This window comes from Candidatus Omnitrophota bacterium (genome assembly GCA_013791745.1).
Classification (GTDB): Bacteria; CG03; CG03; order CG03; family CG03; genus CG03.
Genome location: VMTH01000160.1, coordinates 1 through 17,324, shown reverse-complemented (window position 1 = coordinate 17,324; position 17,324 = coordinate 1). Strand labels below are relative to the sequence as shown.

The 17,324-nt window shown below is 50.0% G+C and carries 12 protein-coding genes; all 12 read left to right on the top strand.

Features of this window, described 5'->3' with window-relative positions; all coding sequences use genetic code 11:
* Nucleotides 1-8: 8 nt before the first annotated feature.
* Nucleotides 9-1,172: a hypothetical protein gene (locus FP827_07860; GenBank protein ID MBA3052978.1), complete on the top strand. Its 1,164-nt coding sequence runs from the start codon at nucleotides 9-11 to the stop codon at nucleotides 1,170-1,172.
* 21 nt (nucleotides 1,173-1,193) lie between these two features.
* Nucleotides 1,194-1,979, top strand: a complete 786-nt coding sequence (locus FP827_07855) for a hypothetical protein (protein MBA3052977.1) — start codon at nucleotides 1,194-1,196, stop codon at nucleotides 1,977-1,979.
* Nucleotides 1,980-2,303 carry a nucleotidyltransferase domain-containing protein gene (locus tag FP827_07850; protein ID MBA3052976.1) on the top strand — a complete coding sequence of 108 codons (324 nt, stop codon included), beginning with the start codon at nucleotides 1,980-1,982 and terminating at the stop codon, nucleotides 2,301-2,303. It begins immediately after the preceding gene.
* Nucleotides 2,300-2,653, top strand: coding sequence for a DUF86 domain-containing protein (locus FP827_07845; protein MBA3052975.1), 354 nt, complete (start codon nucleotides 2,300-2,302; stop codon nucleotides 2,651-2,653). The genes FP827_07850 and FP827_07845 overlap by 4 nt, the downstream gene beginning before the upstream one ends.
* The gene (locus FP827_07840) at nucleotides 2,635-3,603 is read left to right on the top strand and encodes a hypothetical protein (GenBank protein MBA3052974.1); all 969 of its coding nucleotides are present in this window, start codon (nucleotides 2,635-2,637) and stop codon (nucleotides 3,601-3,603) included. Before FP827_07845 ends, FP827_07840 begins: the two co-directional genes overlap by 19 nt.
* The gene (locus FP827_07835) at nucleotides 3,600-5,054 is read left to right on the top strand and encodes a hypothetical protein (protein ID MBA3052973.1); all 1,455 of its coding nucleotides are present in this window, start codon (nucleotides 3,600-3,602) and stop codon (nucleotides 5,052-5,054) included. Before FP827_07840 ends, FP827_07835 begins: the two co-directional genes overlap by 4 nt.
* A gap of 6 nt (nucleotides 5,055-5,060) precedes the next feature.
* Nucleotides 5,061-7,163: a helix-hairpin-helix domain-containing protein gene (locus FP827_07830; GenBank protein MBA3052972.1), complete on the top strand. Its 2,103-nt coding sequence runs from the start codon at nucleotides 5,061-5,063 to the stop codon at nucleotides 7,161-7,163.
* An 11-nt stretch (nucleotides 7,164-7,174) separates the two neighbouring features.
* Nucleotides 7,175-8,380 carry a hypothetical protein gene (locus tag FP827_07825; GenBank protein MBA3052971.1) on the top strand — a complete coding sequence of 402 codons (1,206 nt, stop codon included), beginning with the start codon at nucleotides 7,175-7,177 and terminating at the stop codon, nucleotides 8,378-8,380.
* Complete coding sequence (locus FP827_07820) at nucleotides 8,377-9,234, top strand: hypothetical protein (GenBank protein ID MBA3052970.1); 858 nt, start codon at nucleotides 8,377-8,379, stop codon at nucleotides 9,232-9,234. Before FP827_07825 ends, FP827_07820 begins: the two co-directional genes overlap by 4 nt.
* On the top strand, nucleotides 9,231-10,124 hold the full coding sequence (locus FP827_07815) for a hypothetical protein (GenBank protein MBA3052969.1): 894 nt from the start codon (nucleotides 9,231-9,233) through the stop codon (nucleotides 10,122-10,124). Before FP827_07820 ends, FP827_07815 begins: the two co-directional genes overlap by 4 nt.
* Before the next feature lie 193 nt (nucleotides 10,125-10,317).
* Entirely contained in the window at nucleotides 10,318-16,698 is a 6,381-nt protein-coding gene (locus FP827_07810; GenBank protein MBA3052968.1) for a T9SS type A sorting domain-containing protein, read from the top strand.
* Between the two features lie 59 nt (nucleotides 16,699-16,757).
* A partial coding sequence (locus tag FP827_07805) for a hypothetical protein (GenBank protein MBA3052967.1) occupies nucleotides 16,758-17,324 on the top strand: 567 nt, incomplete at its 3' end.

The following is a 17,324-nucleotide window of genomic DNA, read 5'->3' as shown; positions in this document are numbered from 1 at the left end:
GGGGAGAAATGAAAAGATCCATAAAACTGATGTTGGCCTTGATGTTTGTCCTGGCGTCGGCGCCAAAAGCGTCGGCCGTCATGGGCGTGACAGAGGTGAGCATAAATGGCAAGGAAGCCACTGTTGTGCTGGACGGGTATCTTAAGATTTCGGGGATAGACGTTCTCAAGAGAGGCGACCAGATCAAGATAAAACCGCCGATATATGTGTCAAAAGGCGGAAAAATATTCCCGCAGGTCAAATTCATAGACTCGGCGCTGGAAGACCGCGTGATATCGGCCATAAAGATGGGCAAGCCCGCGGGTTCCGTATCCAGCAAGCTTTCCTACAAGGTGTCAAAGATGTCGCTCTATGACCCCAAGGGGCAGAGATCGTCCATGAAGGCCTTTTCCGCGGTGACATTCAATAACGAGGTGGAGGTGGAGTGCAAGGTCATGACGGGGAGCAAGGGCCCGTGGGTTTCCTGGCCCTCCACTAAATCCGGGAGCAAATGGGTCAAACAGGTTGACCTCATCAAGCCCGAAATAAAGAAGAAGATAGAGAAAAGCGTTATTGAAAAATACGAGAAAGAAACATCCTATGAGGCGGAAATAATCCCCGGCGGAAAATCCCTGCCGCTGACGGTGACAGAGGTGGAGGTGACGCCTGTGAGCGGCGCCGGCACGACGAAAGCCATAGCGTCGGTCGTGCTCAACAACGCCATAAAAATATCGGAAATAAAGGTGAAGGAGATCGCCGGCCGCACCAAGCTCGATTTTCCCGCCTACGTCAATAAACGGGGCAAGGTTTATCCGCAGATAAAGATCCTTGACCCCGCTTTTGAAAAAGAGTTGACAGACGCCATTGTCAAAAAAGAGCCGTCGTCAAAACCTTCAAGCCAGATATCGTATAAGGTGTCAAAATACTCTCCTTTCACCCGCGGCGGCAGCAAGCTCAAGGTTTTCTGCGCCATGACTTTCAACAACAAGATCGAGATCGAATGCAAGATAATGGAAGGGAAATGGGGCGGCTGGGTTTCCTGGCCCGCCCGCGCGCCCGAGGGCGGCGGCACATGGATAAACCAGGTGGAGATCAAAGACAAAAAGCTCAAAAGCGTTGTTGAGAAGAGTCTCACTGACAAATACGATTCGGAATCGGGATCGGGAGGCGGCGCTTCGGATGATGAGTATTGAGAAGGGTTGATTGAGGGGCTTATGCTGATAATTCTGAACCTCGCGCTGCCGGTGGTAGCGGGCCTTGTTTATTTCGCTATGGCTTATGAGATAAAAAAGAGCAACCGCGGCCGCACGCTCATCATGGGCGAGCTGACCATAAAGGGGACCTTCTACGCTTATGTCGCCCTGGGGCTGTGGCTTCTTTCAAGGCCCCTGCAGAATATTATAGGGCCTCATCCTTCGCCGCTCGCGGTGAACTGCGTGAGGCAGTTTCTGATGATAGCGCTGTTCGCCCCGTCGCTGCTTGTGGCCATCTTCAACTGGACATCGGAAGACAAGAAGGTGCCGAAAATCGTGCAGGCCGCCGTTTTTATCGTGGCCGCTTTTATGGGACTGATATTCGTGCTCATAAACATAGCCGCGGTTGACGGCTCAAAAATAATCGCGCAGAATTCTTTCATCACTCTTTACGACGCGCAATGGTTTATGGAAGGCCCCAGGCGCCTTGAGCTCGTGCTGATACATCTTTTTGTGCAGGGGATATCCCCAGTGGGTTTCTGTCTTTTCGCGGCGGGAATTGTCAGACACAAAAGGCACAATTACCCGCCGGATTCCATTTATAACATGATGACTAAGAAATGGTATTTTCTGGAAGTGTCGCTCATAATATTCGCCTGTTCCATGGTGGTGGCGGGCTTCGCGGCGCTGGTGACCGGATACGGCACATATCTGTGGGTCATTTATTTCGCGGGAGCCATAGTGGCGGGTTTTTTTGACATGAAAGGCATCAAGCTGCCGCCGAGAATCGAAAAGGCGAGGGCATAGGTGGGGATAAAATTGAAAAACAAACGCTCTGCCGCGGGGTTAAAACTAAGCGCGGATAAGGCGATAATAATGAGGGAAATTTGCCGCGAAAATGATATAGGAAAGATTTCTGTTTTTGGTTCCCGCGCCCGCGGGGACCATAAGCGCGGCAGCGATATTGACCTTCTTGTCAAATTTAAAAAGACAAAAGGCCTGCTGGAACTGCTTTCTCTGGAGCTTAAACTTGAAAAGTTGTTCGGGATGAAAGTGGAAATTGTCACCGAAGGCAGCGTTCCCGTGTTTTTAAAGAGAGCTATTATGAAAGAGGCAATTCCGGTCTTATGAAGGACGATCGATTTTTTATACGGAGCATCCTGGAAGATTTGGCTAGGATTCGTAAGTTTATAGACGGTCTCAATTATGCCGGTTTTAAAAAGGATAACAAGACTCAGTATGCTGTGTTTAAAGCGTTTGAAAATATAGGGGAAGCCGTTAAAAATATATCGGCGGATTTGCGTCAAAGGCACAAAAAAGTGCCGTGGAAAGAAATTGCCGGTTTGAGGGATAAACTGATCCACGGTTATTTTGGTATAGAAGAGAAAATTATCTGGACGGCGGCTAAAAAAGAGGCGGTTGTTTTGAAAACTTTATTTTTAGAGATAAAAAAAGAGGAGAAATGGGAAATAAAAAATTAAAATTTGTTGTCGCGGGCGCGGCGTTTGCGCTGTTTGTGTCATTGGCGTGGGCGCTGAGCATATCGCTGACCAATCAGAATTTTAATAACGGCACTCTGACGGGATGGAGCGCGAATTCAACCAGCATCACCGCCTCAAGCGACTATAGCAACGACGGCGGTTATTCCTGCAAATTCAAGGATCCGACAACGGCTTTCAGCGGCCGGACGCTCAACAGCGATACCATAAACCTTGTTACGGCCACGGGAAGTTTGTCACCTTCGGATGATTACGCTTTTTCGCTCAGCGCGCATTTTTATGTCGCCAGCGAGGCCGCCGCCGGCGAAATAGAGCACACGGATATACAGCTTTATGTCAAATGGTATGACGCCTCAGGTAATGATCTGGGAAAAGACACAGGGCTGATATCGGGAACGAATCTCAGCACTTTTGACGGTTGGCATTCTGTCTCATCCCCGGGAATGGCGGCCCCTGCCAATGCCGTCAGGGCTAAGGTGTATATAGCCGTCAAGGAAACAGTGAACAACAACAATGATGTTTATGTGGACACCGTCAGGTTTTCATATGATCCGTTGCCGGCTTATCTGAAAACCATAGGCCTTAAAACCTTTAACCCCGATTCCGGCGATGTTTTAAAAGTGTTTTTCCCCTATTCCACTCCGGCGGGGAAACCTTCATCGTGCAGGATAGTCTTCAATCTGCCGAGCGCTCCGGTTACGGAACAGAGGGTCAATGTGCTCGTCTACGACGCGAAGGGCCGCCTTGTGAGGGCAATCGTCAAGGGTGAGGAATTTTTGGCCCAGCATTACGATTACATCTGGGACGGCAGGGACGTCAATCAGCAGTTTCTTCCCTGCGGTATGTACATAATTTCGGTGGAAGTCGCCGATCAGGACACCGGCGGCGTCGTCAAAGAACAGACGGTGGTGGCGATAGGACGGAAACTATGAGGAATATTGGGACGCCCTTAATATTTTTTAGGAATTATTGGTTTTCTCGGAAAATCACTTTCCATCGTCCCCTTTTTCATCGTCCCCTTTTTCATCGTCCCCTTTTTCCCTTTTTTCTTTTGCTCTTTGCCGCCTTCGTCAATGTTTACGCCGCTTTTGAGGACAAGCCTCTTTACGCGCGCCCCGCGGCCATGGGCGGCGCCTACACTTCGCTTGCCAATGATTACAGCGCTCCTTTTTTCAATCCCGCCGGGCTTAATCTTTTGAGCGCCTCGGCGCTGTCATTTTCGCAGACCTCTCTTTACGGCGAAGCCGACATGAAACACAGCGGCGCGGGTTTTATGCTCCCCACAAAGACGGCCGGATCCTTCGCTTTCAACTATGTTTCCTTCGGCGCGTCATACTATAAGGAAAGCGAACTGATTTTCACGCACAGTTTCATGCTCGTTCCGGGCGCTTATTTCGGTTATAATATCAGGAACCTCGGCCTTCAAATAGAGGGCGGCGGCAGCGCTTCGGCGCTGTCTTTTGACGCGGGGGCGATGGGCGTGGTGTCCACACAACTTTCCATAGGCGTTTTCTCAAGAGGCCTCAACCGGCCCCAGATAGCTTCGGAAACCCTCTACAGGGATCTGACCGGCAGCCTGTGCTATCGTCCTTTCAGGGGTTTGATAACGGTCATTGACTGGAATATGCCAGCCGACAGGGAAGAGGATATTATCAAGCTCGGCGCAGAGATAAATGTGGTGCCGGCTTTCTGCATTAGATTCGGCGTTCAGCCGGAACCGCAGAGGGCTTCTTTCGGTTTCGGCATAATTCTCAACCGTATAGATTTTGACTACGCTTTCCAGACGCATGAAGTGCTCGACAATCAGCATGTTTTTTCGGCGTCTTTAAGATGGGGGGAGAAAAGGGAGTCGGCGGCCCCGACGGAATATTACAAAAAGGAAAAGAAACGGCCGCGCACGGTCGTGCAGGCCGCGCCGGGAGAGAAGCCCGTGGAGCTTACCGATATCAACAAGGCGGAAGTCGCCGATTTTGACGCGCTGCCGGGCATAGGAAAGGTGACAGCGGTCAGGATTGTGGATTACAGAAATAACAGCGGGCAGTTTACGGCCAAAGAGGATCTGCTGAAGGTGCCGCGTTTTACCAAGAAGCAGTTTGATAAGATAAAGGATTATATAACTCTCACCGCGCCGTCGGGGAAACCGGAGGGGCTGGAATACGCTCCGCCGGTGAGGGAAGAAAAACCAGAGGAAGCGGAGAAAAAATTAACGCCTGAAGAAGCCGAGAAACTGAAGAAACAGATGTATTTCAAGGGGCTGAAGCTCTATCAGGCCAAAAAATATTCGCAGGCTATAACAGAATTTGAAAAAATACTTGAAATAGATCCTTCCCACCCCCAGTCGCTGCGTATTATTGAAAAATGCAAACAGGAAATTGGACAATGACGCAAAATGCTGTATGCAAGAGACAAGATGCGGTATGAGAGGATGGCAGCCGTCGGGCTGAATCAGTTTTTCAAATATCTATCCGTTTTTGTTATTCTTTTTTTTGCCGCGCCCTGTTTCGCGGACATCTCGGAAAACGAGCTCGAGAACATATACGACGAGATCGTCGAGGATGTTGAAGACGAAAAAATAGGCTTTGACGATATAGACACCGAGGAACTTGAAGATTTCAGGGCCAATCCTCTTGACCTCAACACCGTAAACCGCCCGGATCTTATGAAACTCCCGATGCTACCGCCGGGGGTGGTGGTTGAGATAATACGGCACCGCGTGCGCCGCGGCGGATTCAGGGACGTGGAAGAACTCAAAGATGTTTCCGGTATGACGGATGAGATATACAGGATGATACGGCCTTTTTTGACCGTCTATGTGGAAGAAGAGAAAGAATTGCTTAAAGGAGATCTCAGGATCACGCAGAAACTGACTATGCCTTTTTCCGACAGCCAGGCGGAGGCTCCCTCAAATTTTCACAATCCCGAATCCCAGCTCGCCCGGCTGAGGTATTTTTACGGCACCAACATGGAGCTTTCTTTCGCGGTGAAAAGGGACGCGTGGGGGCAGGGGGTGACATGGGAGAATCTGCGCAGATATTATCTCGTGAGCAATTATCTTTACGCGAAAGATTATCTGGGGTTTGACACTTTTGTGCTCGGCGCGTTCAAGCTCACATTTGAGCGCGGGCTCGGGCTCGGCTCGGTTTCAAAGACGATATCCGCCGTCAGCCGCGAAAAAAAAGGCGTCGAGCCCTACAGGTCGTCTAATAAAAACGCCGGTTTTTACGGAATAGCCGTTCAGAAGACCATGCCTTACATGACATGGGCGGCTTTCTATTCGGACAAATTTCTCACGGCCAAACTCAATCCCGACGGCACCGCGAAGTCAGTGCCCTCCAGCGTGAGTTTCGCCTACAACAATCAGGACAAATTCAATCTCGTCAACAATATGGAAGACAAGGCCTGCGGTTTTTATGTGTCTGTGCCTTTCCCTAATTATGAGGTGCATTTCCTCAGTTATCACGAGACCTTCTCACCTGAAGTCATGCCGGTGGAAAGAGCTGACGACTGGATGGAAGAAGAGGATATTGCCGCCTGGGACGAGACGGATATAAAATACATACGCTACAAGTTCTCCGGAGGCCGAAACGATATTTTTTCCGCCGGCGTTAAGACCTCGCAGGGCAACGGGAAATTTTTTCTGGATTATGCTCTTTCAGTACATGATGCCTATGAGAGCAATATAGACAAAACAAAGAAGAGGGAATTGGGCAAGGCCTTCCAGTTCGCCAGCGTTTACAGTTTTTCCTACACGACGCTCCTTCTGGGCCTGCACCGTTTTGATTCCGATTACTACAATTACCGTATTTCCGGCGATAACCCCTACGAGAAGATGTTTTCCGAGGTGACGACGAAAACTAAAAAACTGAATATAAAATGGGCGGGTGAGATATGGAGAGAGCTCAATCCGCTTAAAGAAATAATGCTCAAAACTTTTTATAAGACCTATCTCCAGGGCCAGTATCCGGTGACGAAGAAACTGAAGATGATGTGCCGTTATACGATACAGAACGAGGACGACAAGATGAAGATCTACGACACCAGCGATTATTACCAGCTGCCGAAAGAGATAGATCAGTTCCGGCTGCAGATGACATGGAGCCCGTCGGCTGACGCGAGGATAAAGTGGCAGTATGACAGAAGACAGCTCATGCAGGATAATAGATGGCTCTGGGTCGACAGCGCCTCTTCCGCGGAGCTCAAATACAGATTCACTAAGAGCTTTCAGCTGCTTTCCAAGGTCAGCTACTCCAAAGATCCCGGCGACGGAAAGAAGAAGTACACCATGATATCGATAAGCCCGAGCATGAAGTTCTCAAAGAATGCGAGCGTGTCGGTGAAATACACAAGAAAGATGTATCATTATCCGCCGGAATTCTATATGCCTGAATACGGCACCTACGACTATACCGACGGTACTTACGAATATAGCGGAGAAGATGTGATGAACGATGTCGCTGAGACATTTGAGATGAAATATATTTTTAAATTCTAACGGGGGTAATTATGAAAAAAACGATAAAAATTTTAATTCCGGCGCTGCTGGCGGCACTGGCAATTCCGGCGCCGGCTTTTACCAATTTGGGGATGCTTGATCTGGGCGATCCCGTGTATTCCGGCGGCGCGAAATCCCTCGCTCTGGGTTTAACGTCGGCCTCATCCGCGAAGAACGCGACGGGCCTTTTCAGCAATGCCGCGTCTATGTCGGCTTTTGACGGGAGCAGGTTTTATTTTTCTCTCCCCCTTGTTATCGCCTCGGAAAGGATAATCCCCGATAACGACTGGTCGGCCGATGAGGGCGGAGCGTATTATAATTCCAATTCCTGGTTTGAAGTTCCGGAGACGGCTTTTGTTTTCGCTTTCAGCGACAGGGTGAGACTGGGTTTGGGTATGATACAACTGATGAATTTTTCCTATAAACACGAGGAAGAAGCTTATTCCGGAGGGAGCTATATCGGTAAATTTGATTACAAGGGTTCCGGGAATATAAGGAGTTTTGATATTGCCGCGGCCTTAAAATTTTCAGGCGGCTGGGCATGGGGCATGACTCATGAGATAATAAGCGGGAGCCCGTCGGTTGAGACGAGCATAATCGGCACAAGCGAAGCCTCCACGAAGCGGGAAAAAAGGGAATATGATTTTTCGGGGAGCCGCACGAATTTTTCTCTTTACAGGGACAGGGGGCTTTGGAATTACGGTTTGGCGTACACCGCTCCGGCGGGGCTCGACTATGATGTCAAACACACAAGCGGCAGCGCCAGCCTGAAATATAAAGGCGAGCTGGATCTTCCGCGCAAACTCGTCTTCGGGGTGAACCACATCTGGGCCGGCGCCGTTTCGGCCTCTATTTATTTTGACATTGTAAAGACCTTCTGGTCGGACATGAGTTTTATCGATCCCGTCACGCGTGTAAAACACAATTACAAAGACAGGGTGTCTTATCACCTCGGAATAGAGAATGATCTGAGCAGCACCCTGCAGATCCGTTACGGAATGGCTTTCGTTCCCTCTTACGAGAAAACTTCCGTCGAGAGGGCATATCTTACGGCCGGATTCGGATATTACATCTCATCCAACATGTACATGGATCTGGGCTACGCTTACGGCAGGCGTAATTATCTGGAGAGCTGGCAGAAGTTCAGCACGTCTTATGACGCCAGAATTCAGGAGTCCATGCACATGTTCAATGTGTCGCTGGACTGGAGATTATGAGGCGGGCTTTATTTTTATTCATGGTCCTGGTCGCATGCGGCAGATTGTTCGCCGGAAGCGTCGTGATAAACGAATTCGTCTATGACCCCGACGGCGGCGATGAGGGGTATGAGTGGATAGAACTTTACAACAACACATCCGCCGATATCACCATAACGAACTGGAAGATACAGAAGTCGGACAGCGTTGACAGTTTCACGGATTTTATAACGATCTCTTCGCCGACAAAGAGTTTTGTCATAGGCGCCAAATCTTTTTTTCTTATGACGCAGTCGCGGGTGCACACACGGTACGACTGGGGCGCGGACTATCCGGATTTCATATATTCCAATGAACTGCAGATGAGCAACAGCTCTCTGCAGGGAATACGGCTGGTGAATTCCGCGGATGTGGAAATGGATCGGGTGGCGTATGACGATGTGTCGCCGGACTATGTTTACGGCGAGGGAGGAACTGCCGCCCAGGAGGCAGGGAGCGGCGAATCCCTCACAAGAGATCCCGCCGGAGCCGACACCGGCAATAACGCCGCTGATTTTTATGTGAATTCTTTCCCCACGCCGAAGTCGGGAGACTACGGAAGTTTCAGGACGGAGAGCGTCTGCTACAGCGCGCCGAACCCTTTTATGCCCACGGGCTCAAACAGCTGCACGATCATCTCGCCGGCCGATAAGGGCTCGCTCAACGCGAGCGTGGAGATATATGATGTGAGCGGGATGCTCGTGGCCAGCTTGACCGGCACCAACGAATGGGACGGCAGGAACAGGCACGGCGGCATTGTCGCCACGGGAAATTATTTTATCGTTTATAAGGCATTGAAGGGAAAAGCAAAAGGAAAGATGACGATAATAAGATGAGAAGAACAGCCGAGAAACCAAAGACTGCGCACAGCTTTCGCCTACCCGCGGTTTTGATTTTTATTTTGTTATTTATTCATTTAGCATTCGCGGAAGACCCCGGCACAAGGAGCTTCGCTTTTCTTAAGATACCCGCGTCGGCGCGGCTGGCGGCGATGAACGGGGCCTCCGCGCTGTGGGAGGGCCGTGATTGCTGGCGGGTCAATCCCGCGATGCTGGCTTTTAAGCAGGAAAGAGCGGCGTCTTTTTCCCAGAACGCGTGGTATATGTCAACAAAGCAGAATGCCGCATCAGTCAACGCCGGGCATTTCGGTTTGAGCTGGCAGAATTACAGTTTTGAGGATACGGCGCGGGATGCCGCAGGTGAAAAGCTCGGAGATTTCACGGACAGATACGGCGTTCTGAGCATGTCATACGGCCTCCGCCTGAAACGCTACACCGTCACGGGCGTGACATACAAACAGCTCAGTCAGAAAATTTACGGTAATGATTACAATCATCACGCGTGGGATATAGGATTTTTGACACAGCCCTCCCGCACGACAGCTTTCGGCGCGGTGGTTGAGAACTTCGGAGGAAAGAAAAAAATAATAAATGAAAAAGAGGAACTTCCCCGGTCCTTGCAGATCGGCGCCCTTCAGAAAATGGGCAGGTTCTATCTCGTCAGCGAGGTGAAACTCACCGGATATGAGAAGATACAGTATCTTCTCGGCATTGAATTCAAGCGGCAGAAAAATCTCACGCTGAGAATAGGTTCGTCTTATCAGGATGACCTGAACCTCAGTTTCGGCCTGGGCTGGCAGGACGGGGGCTATTTCGCGGATTTCGCTTTTCTCCCGCACGGCGCTCTGGGCTACGCGTACATAACGAGCGTCGGCGTCAAATTCTGAGATTGCGGGCGGTTCCCTTTTTTCACTGGAATTTTTTCCTCTTGACAAATTTTGGCTGAAAATGATAGAAAAGAGCTATGAGAAGTGTTAGGTTTATCACGAAACATAAGCCGGCGGTGAGCGGATTTGTCACAAAATTCCGGATAACGAAAAAACTGCCGGAATATCACGAATTAACAGAAAGGGGGCTTTAATGTCTTTTAAAAAAATTGTTTTAGGTTTGTTGTTTTTTGCCGTAGGTTCGTTTGCTTTCAATACAAGCGCCGTGAATATGGTCGGTATTCCGGCGGGTTCGACCTCAACAGTCGCCTTACCGGCGGTTGTAAAAGCCGGAAGCGGCGTTGTGCCTCTTTTCAGAATTGATATTTCAACAAACGATGCAACACCGGGTTATACCGTTAATGCAATTACGGTCACGCTTTCAAATGTTCTGGGCTTTGATGCCTCCGCAGATCTGCTGACCCTGTCCGCCGGCGGTTTAGTCTTATATCAGGATTCCTCAAATTCCCAGTGGGAAGGAACCGGAATAGAAACGCTGAGGGCGGCAACTTTTTTGCCTGCGGTTTGGACAGGCGCATCGCCGGAAGCGGTTAAACTGACGCTTAACAGTCCCGTGACGCTGCAGAATACGAACTATTTTTATGTCTGCATGCGCACATCATCCGGCATCGGTGATGGCGACCGGTTCCGCGCGGAACTTGATAACGCGGGTGAGCTTGTTGTAGGATTAACCGGCGCCGCCGATCTTCAGCCGACGCTCGCCGCCAACGGCACGGTTATGACGGCGGATACCCTTGCTCCTGCCATAACAGCGGTACCATGGTCGCCGGATGCCAGCGACGGCACGACGATATCGGTGAGCAATAATGAGACTGATAATGTTTACAAAGTCGGTGATACGATTGACGTAAACATATATGTGGCGGAAAACGGCGTAGCCGAAACGGCTAATAATTTGAGGGGAGATGTTGCGGTTGTCACTTTGAACAACTGTATAGAAATTTCAGCGGGTTCGGTTATTGGTTCTCTCGGTTCCGGCACGACAAGCTTTTCAAGCCTCGGCGGCGGAGTATTCCAGGTGCAGTATACCATAGACAATTCTACGGTGAATACGGGGAAAGACGGGACATATCCTCTTACTTTCGGGATAAAGGTTAAGGACGGCGCGGGCAACACATCGTCGTGGGATACAAGTTTTAAAGTATATCTTGACAGCAAGACGCCGGAAGCGGTTTCGCTGACTTCGCCCGTCAACGGCGCTCACGCGAATACAAAAACCCCTGTTTTTTCATGGACGGCTTCCAGCGAAGCGCATTTAAAGGATTATGTGATGGTTGTGGCGACTTCCTCAAATTTCGGCGGCCAGACAAATAACTATACAATAGGAAAATCCACGACTTCGCTTAATTTAACAAGCAATTGGGATGGCGGTTCCACTCTCGGCGCTCTTGTTTCAGGTACGGTTTATTCTTGGACAATATACGCCAGCGATTTAGCGGGGCATCCGGCTTCTATGGCGGCTGCCAATTATCCGTCGGCGGGAAATTTTATTTATGACGCGCAGGTGCCGCAAACCGCGGTATTTACATCTCCTTCGGCGGGTGCGACTTTAAGACATGGCTCACCGGCCATATCGGCAACCGTGGGCGATTACGGCCTTTCGGGCGTTGACAGTTCCGAAATAGTGATGCTGATTAAACAGGGCGCTAACGCTTATACGCCTGTGACGCATACGAGCGTTTATTCAGCCGTAACGGGTTCTTATACGGTGACATATACGCCGGCAACCCCGCTTCCCGACGGAGCTTATACGGTGAAAATTGAGGCGCAGGACGTTCTCGATAACGCTATGGCCGCGGCGACCCGCGCGTTCAATGTTGATAAGACTTCTCCGACAATGACAGATACGGACAACGACGGTGAAACCGACAGCACGGAGAAGGTTATGGGTTCGAACTGGCTTGACCCTTCAAGCGTTTCAGGAGCCGCTTCTTTCTGGCCGGTAAAAGCGGCGTCGGTAAATTACGCGGCCCTGGTTACGGATAAAGTCAGTAAATTAACTCTGATGATTGAAGATATTTATGTCGATGGGCCGGGTTCATACGCAAGCAGTCCCGCGATAGACGCTTCAACGGTGACGATTTCCGGCGCGGCGGGAACTTGGGTTTACGGCGCCAATAATTCTCCTTATCCGAAAGTGACATTGACGGGTGATGTGGATACCGGCGGCGGCACAAATCCGAGACATATATACAACCGTTTTACATGCCAGATACCGGTAGCGCTTAAAAATGACGGCAGTAACGACGGAACATATTCGGTGTCCATTGTAGCGGCTGATGACGCGGGGAATACGGCAACGGTAGCAAGGTCTTTTATTTATGATACAACGATTCCTTCCGTGTCAACGGTGACGGCCCCCGCCGAGGCAGGGACAGGGACTTATTTTACGCTGGAAATTGATGCCAGCGACACAAACGGTATATCCAATGACGGCGACGCTGTCAAAGTATATTATGTTGATTCCAACGGCGCGCCCGCGGGTAGTGAAAATCTTTCCGCCGATATTGCGGTTTTCGGCAGGTATACCAGACAGGAAATGCTGACTTCCGGCTCAGAAGGGACTTATTACTATTATTTTTCCGCCGAGGACAAAGCGGGCAATATAACTTACTGTCCGGCCGGAGCTAACTTTGATAAGTCAAAAGCCATAAAGCTTACGGTAACTGATACTTCCGGGCCATGGGTTGTCATAGGTAATGACGGCGTGGTTAAGGCCGGGCCGGATTCGTACATTATGACTTTGGTTGATGTGCCCAACGCGGGAATCGTGGTAAATTACAATCATGCGTCCAATCCGGCAGTCGATCAAATCCCCGTCGTTTATTCGGCTTCAAACAATAAACTTCAGGCGACAGTGGAAGATGAAGCTGTCGGCGCGCTCTTCCAGTATAAGGTGTCTACAGCCGCGGCCTGGATAGATCTTACAACAGCGGAAACCGCAACAAACCAGGTTTGGGAAGCGAATTGGGACACAACGGGCCTTGCGGAAACCACCTATGATATAAGAATAAAAGCGTGGGACGCGCTGAGTAATATGACAACTCCGTCTTCTATCGTTTCAGCGGGCTGGGTTCAGGTGAAGCTCAAAGCGGCTCTCGCTCCCAAGGCAGTGATTGATCCGGCAAGCAATAATACGGTTATTATATCCGGCCGCCGCATTCGCAAGCAGGCGGTTCTCTGCGCGTCTCTCGGGGTAACAGGGAATGTTGATTTCGCCAGTGTTAAATTTCAATACAAGCCCTCAGGCGGTTCATGGACGGATATTGCCACGGACAGTGATCCGACGGCAAATACGCCTACAAATGTGACTTTTACATTTGATTACGCCGACTTGATGGAATATATTCAGGAGCAGGACACCGTCGGCGGTGATGTCGTTATTGACACAACCGTGGTAACGGGCGTGTTATTCAACTGTACAGACAACACATATGACAGGTCTATGAAATTCCACGGCTCAAGCTGGACTGTGACCGTTCCGCTGGTTCCGGCGACATACGATTATCAGTTTGATGTTGCTTTTGCGGATGGTTCCAGCGTATCATTTGAGGATATGGACCAGCAGGATGCCACAGGTGGCGGCGCTTCAAGAATAATCATAGCGCCTTTTACAGCCGTATGGAATGTGAGCGGTCTGTCCGATGGTTCTTATGGTGTGAGGGCGGTCGCTAAGGACTCAAGGGGCATATCCGATTCCGCACCGGCTATTTTTTCTTTATCGGTGGATAATTCGGCTCCGGCTTCCGTGAGCATACTTTCACCGGCTGAGAACGAACGGATTGACACGAGCGCCGGGATAGATCTTTATGCTCAGGTTGCGGATACAGCGGATACGGAGAATGCTTATGCGTACTTTATGTATTCTCTGGACGGCGGTTACATATGGACAAGGATAGCTAATGAGGACACCACTGATGATGAGTGGACTCAGAACTGGGGCGCAATGGCTTTTAGCAACGATATAAACAATTGTCTTATTAAGGCGGTGGCTGTTGACGAAGCCGGGAATTTTAGAGAGTCAGCCGTGAGAAATGTTATTCTTGACGCTACGGATCCTGAAATCCTCAGTTTTGAGATGAACAGTTCAATTTCTACGGAAATAAATCTCAATATGGGAACGGCTTATACCTGGTCGGTTACAACACTGAGCCCGGATATAGACAATTTGGAAATAACACTTGGCGGTGGTATTCCTGCGGCTAATTACAGATGGTCTCCGGCGAATACAGTAACTTCATGGACGGGTGCGGGCACAGCGGCTGATCCGTATAGATTTTCGGGAACGGTGTGTCTGAATGTCACTGTTTTTGTGGATAATCAGCAGGAAGTTTTTACCGCTACTCTTGAAGATAAAAGCGGAAGGACTGATGCTGTCACGAAAAATGTTAATTACAAGGATGTTACGCCGAATCCGGCCTCGATCGTCGCTGTTGACGGACTTGAGGTGCGTTCAGGCGATGCCCTGGTGACCGCGGGCGAGCTTATCACCGTCAAATACAGGGCGGCGAATACCGACTCTGGAGTTATCTACTATCAGTACAAAGCATCGGCATCACCGGACTGGTTGACATTTGCAGGGGACACCGCTGTCGGCGAAAGCGCTACCACTGTGACTAACACAGCCAACTTCCCTCCCGCCGGAATAACGCTGTCAAACGGCAGTTATGATCTAAGGGCGCTGGCTGTTGATGATGACGGCAACGCTGATCCGTCCCCGGTTACTGTTACTATAACGGTTGACACGGTTTTACCGATAGTAAAGCCGGCGGCGATAACAGAGATATCAGCCGCGGGCGTTATTTCTATGATTGAATACGACGAACTCGTTAACGCGGCGGGTTCCAGCGAGATCAATGTGGAATACAGAGTGCCGGGTTCTTCCTGGACTTACTGGTCAGGAAGCACCAAAGGCGCCGCTATCGGAGAAGCAGGGGATCTGTGGACCTGCGATACAAACTTTGCGCCGGTTTCAGGGATTTATGAGCTGAGGGCTATCTGCGTTGAATCCGGCGGCCTTGAGCAGGATGATTCCATCGCTCCTGTTTACAGCGTGGAAGTAAAACGCGATTCAGCGGGAAATGTCATTGTTTATAAGACCACGGCTAAGTTGATGAACCTGGCGCTTTCTAATGTCACACTGGGGTCAACTTACGCGGGTACGGAGTTAACAGCCACAGGCACATTGGAGATCAAATCCGCGCAGGCTCTGACTAATATCACGGTCCGCCTGATGACCACAGATGGAGTTACTAATGTTGACCGTTATCTCACGGTCATCGGGGCGGCTTCTCCTTATACGGCGAGCGTGGATATGTCGGAGATAATGGAGAATGACGGTAATGTCAGGATCCTTGTGACAGCCATTGACGCAAGCGGTAATTATATTTCGGAGGATATGATAATAGCTTCCGAATCTTCAGCTTTTCAGCCCGATGGCGCCAATCTCAATGTCGGCAGGATAGTTGATGTTGATTTTAACGCTAATCTGGAAAATGAAAGTACGCTTATAGTGTATCAGGCTTCAACATCTGCCGTGCCTTCAACGCAGGCTTCAATTGTGACAGCTTTGGTCGGCGAGCCCTGGGAGTTTGTTCTTTCAGAACCTGAAGCTTTCCAGACTTCAAATACTTGCGACATCACATTCTCATACAGGGATAATGAGCTTGCGGGCGCTGATGAGACAAAACTGGGAGTGGCTTACTGGGATACTGTAAATTCCAGATGGTCTTCGGAAGGGATAACAAATGTTAACCGCGATATAGTGAACAACACGGTTGACTTCAGGACAAGCCATTTTACCAAGTTTCAGCTTGCCATTATAGACGCGGCTCCAGCGGTGGCATTTGTGTCGCCGGGCGACGGCGGGATGGCTGGAAAGTCTCCGATAATTGAGGCTGATATTCTGGACGGCTTTTCGGCTATAAGAGAAGTGAAAGTGCTGCTTGACGGCGTTGACAGGACTGCCTCATTCGATGATGAGGCTTACCGCGACGGAATTGACAATGACGGCAACGGACTGGTTGATGAAAATATTGTCAATGCAAATGCTGACGTTGAGGAGGCGCTCAATACATCCGGAGCAACTGCGGCCAAGTACAAAGTGAGGCCGGGCCTTCAGCTTTCCGACGGTTCACACACGCTTGCTATAACGGCAACAAACGAGCAGGGAATATCAACCACGCAGTCAATTTCTTTTACTGTCGGCGGAGCGGTGGGAATAAATAGCGCTTTTATCGCGCCGAATCCTTATGATCCGTCTTCAGGAGATGACGCTCAGATCAAAGTCAATATGACGGCGGATGCTTTTGTAACGCTCAAAGTTTATGACTTCGGAGGCAAACTTGTGTACACATCAAAGACGAATTCTCTCAGCAACGGGAATGATGTCTTCTGGAACGGCCGCACCGACGGAAACAAGCTTCTCGCGAACGGTGTTTATCTTATAAGAATTGAAGCCGGCACTTCGCAGGGGACCGACAGCAAGGTGATTAAGGCCGCCTTACTCAGATGAGCGCCCTTATGAAAACGCAGGATGTATATATGAATAATGGAAGCGCACGGGGGGAAATAATGAAAAAAATAATTACTGTTTTGGGAATCGCCTTTTTGGGAGTAGCTCTTGTTCACGCGGGTTCTGTGGACGCGATGCCGTTTTTGAGAATGGGCGTGTCGGCCAGAGCCATGGGCATGGGCTCTGCTTTCGCCGGTGTCAGCGACGATCTTGCGGCGGCTTATTATAATCCCGCGGGCATCGCTTCGCTTGAAGGAAGTAAGGTCAGCCTTATGACGGCAATGCTTTCAAACAGCAGGAGCATGCAGTGGCTTTCCTATGGAATGCCTCTGGGGAACGGAGCGCTCGCGTTTTCGGCACTTTCCGCGGGAGTGAGCGATATTCCCGGAGCGACTCTGTCGGCGGGAATACCCTCCCTTACGGGGGATTCGTTTGATTCAAGCGATATGTCATTAGCTGCCACTTACGCGAAGAAATATGATAAGGCCAGCGCGGGAATGAATCTGAAATATTTATCTTCGTCTATTGACAACAATTCAGCGGCGGGTTTCGGTTTTGATGCGGGCATGAATTTTAAACCGGCTGAAAAATTGAGCGTGGGAGTTGTTCTTCAGGATATTGCCAGT

Bases quoted from the DNA above. Each gene is read 5' to 3' on its own strand.
- FP827_07860 (MBA3052978.1), top strand. From the start codon at position 9: ATGAAAAGATCCATAAAACTGATGTTGGCCTTGATGTTTGTCCTGGCG.
- FP827_07855 (MBA3052977.1), top strand. From the start codon at position 1,194: ATGCTGATAATTCTGAACCTCGCGCTGCCGGTGGTAGCGGGCCTTGTT.
- FP827_07845 (MBA3052975.1), top strand. From the start codon at position 2,300: ATGAAGGACGATCGATTTTTTATACGGAGCATCCTGGAAGATTTGGCT.
- FP827_07840 (MBA3052974.1), top strand. From the start codon at position 2,635: ATGGGAAATAAAAAATTAAAATTTGTTGTCGCGGGCGCGGCGTTTGCG.
- FP827_07835 (MBA3052973.1), top strand. From the start codon at position 3,600: ATGAGGAATATTGGGACGCCCTTAATATTTTTTAGGAATTATTGGTTT.
- FP827_07830 (MBA3052972.1), top strand. From the start codon at position 5,061: ATGCTGTATGCAAGAGACAAGATGCGGTATGAGAGGATGGCAGCCGTC.
- FP827_07825 (MBA3052971.1), top strand. From the start codon at position 7,175: ATGAAAAAAACGATAAAAATTTTAATTCCGGCGCTGCTGGCGGCACTG.
- FP827_07820 (MBA3052970.1), top strand. From the start codon at position 8,377: ATGAGGCGGGCTTTATTTTTATTCATGGTCCTGGTCGCATGCGGCAGA.
- FP827_07815 (MBA3052969.1), top strand. From the start codon at position 9,231: ATGAGAAGAACAGCCGAGAAACCAAAGACTGCGCACAGCTTTCGCCTA.
- FP827_07810 (MBA3052968.1), top strand. From the start codon at position 10,318: ATGTCTTTTAAAAAAATTGTTTTAGGTTTGTTGTTTTTTGCCGTAGGT.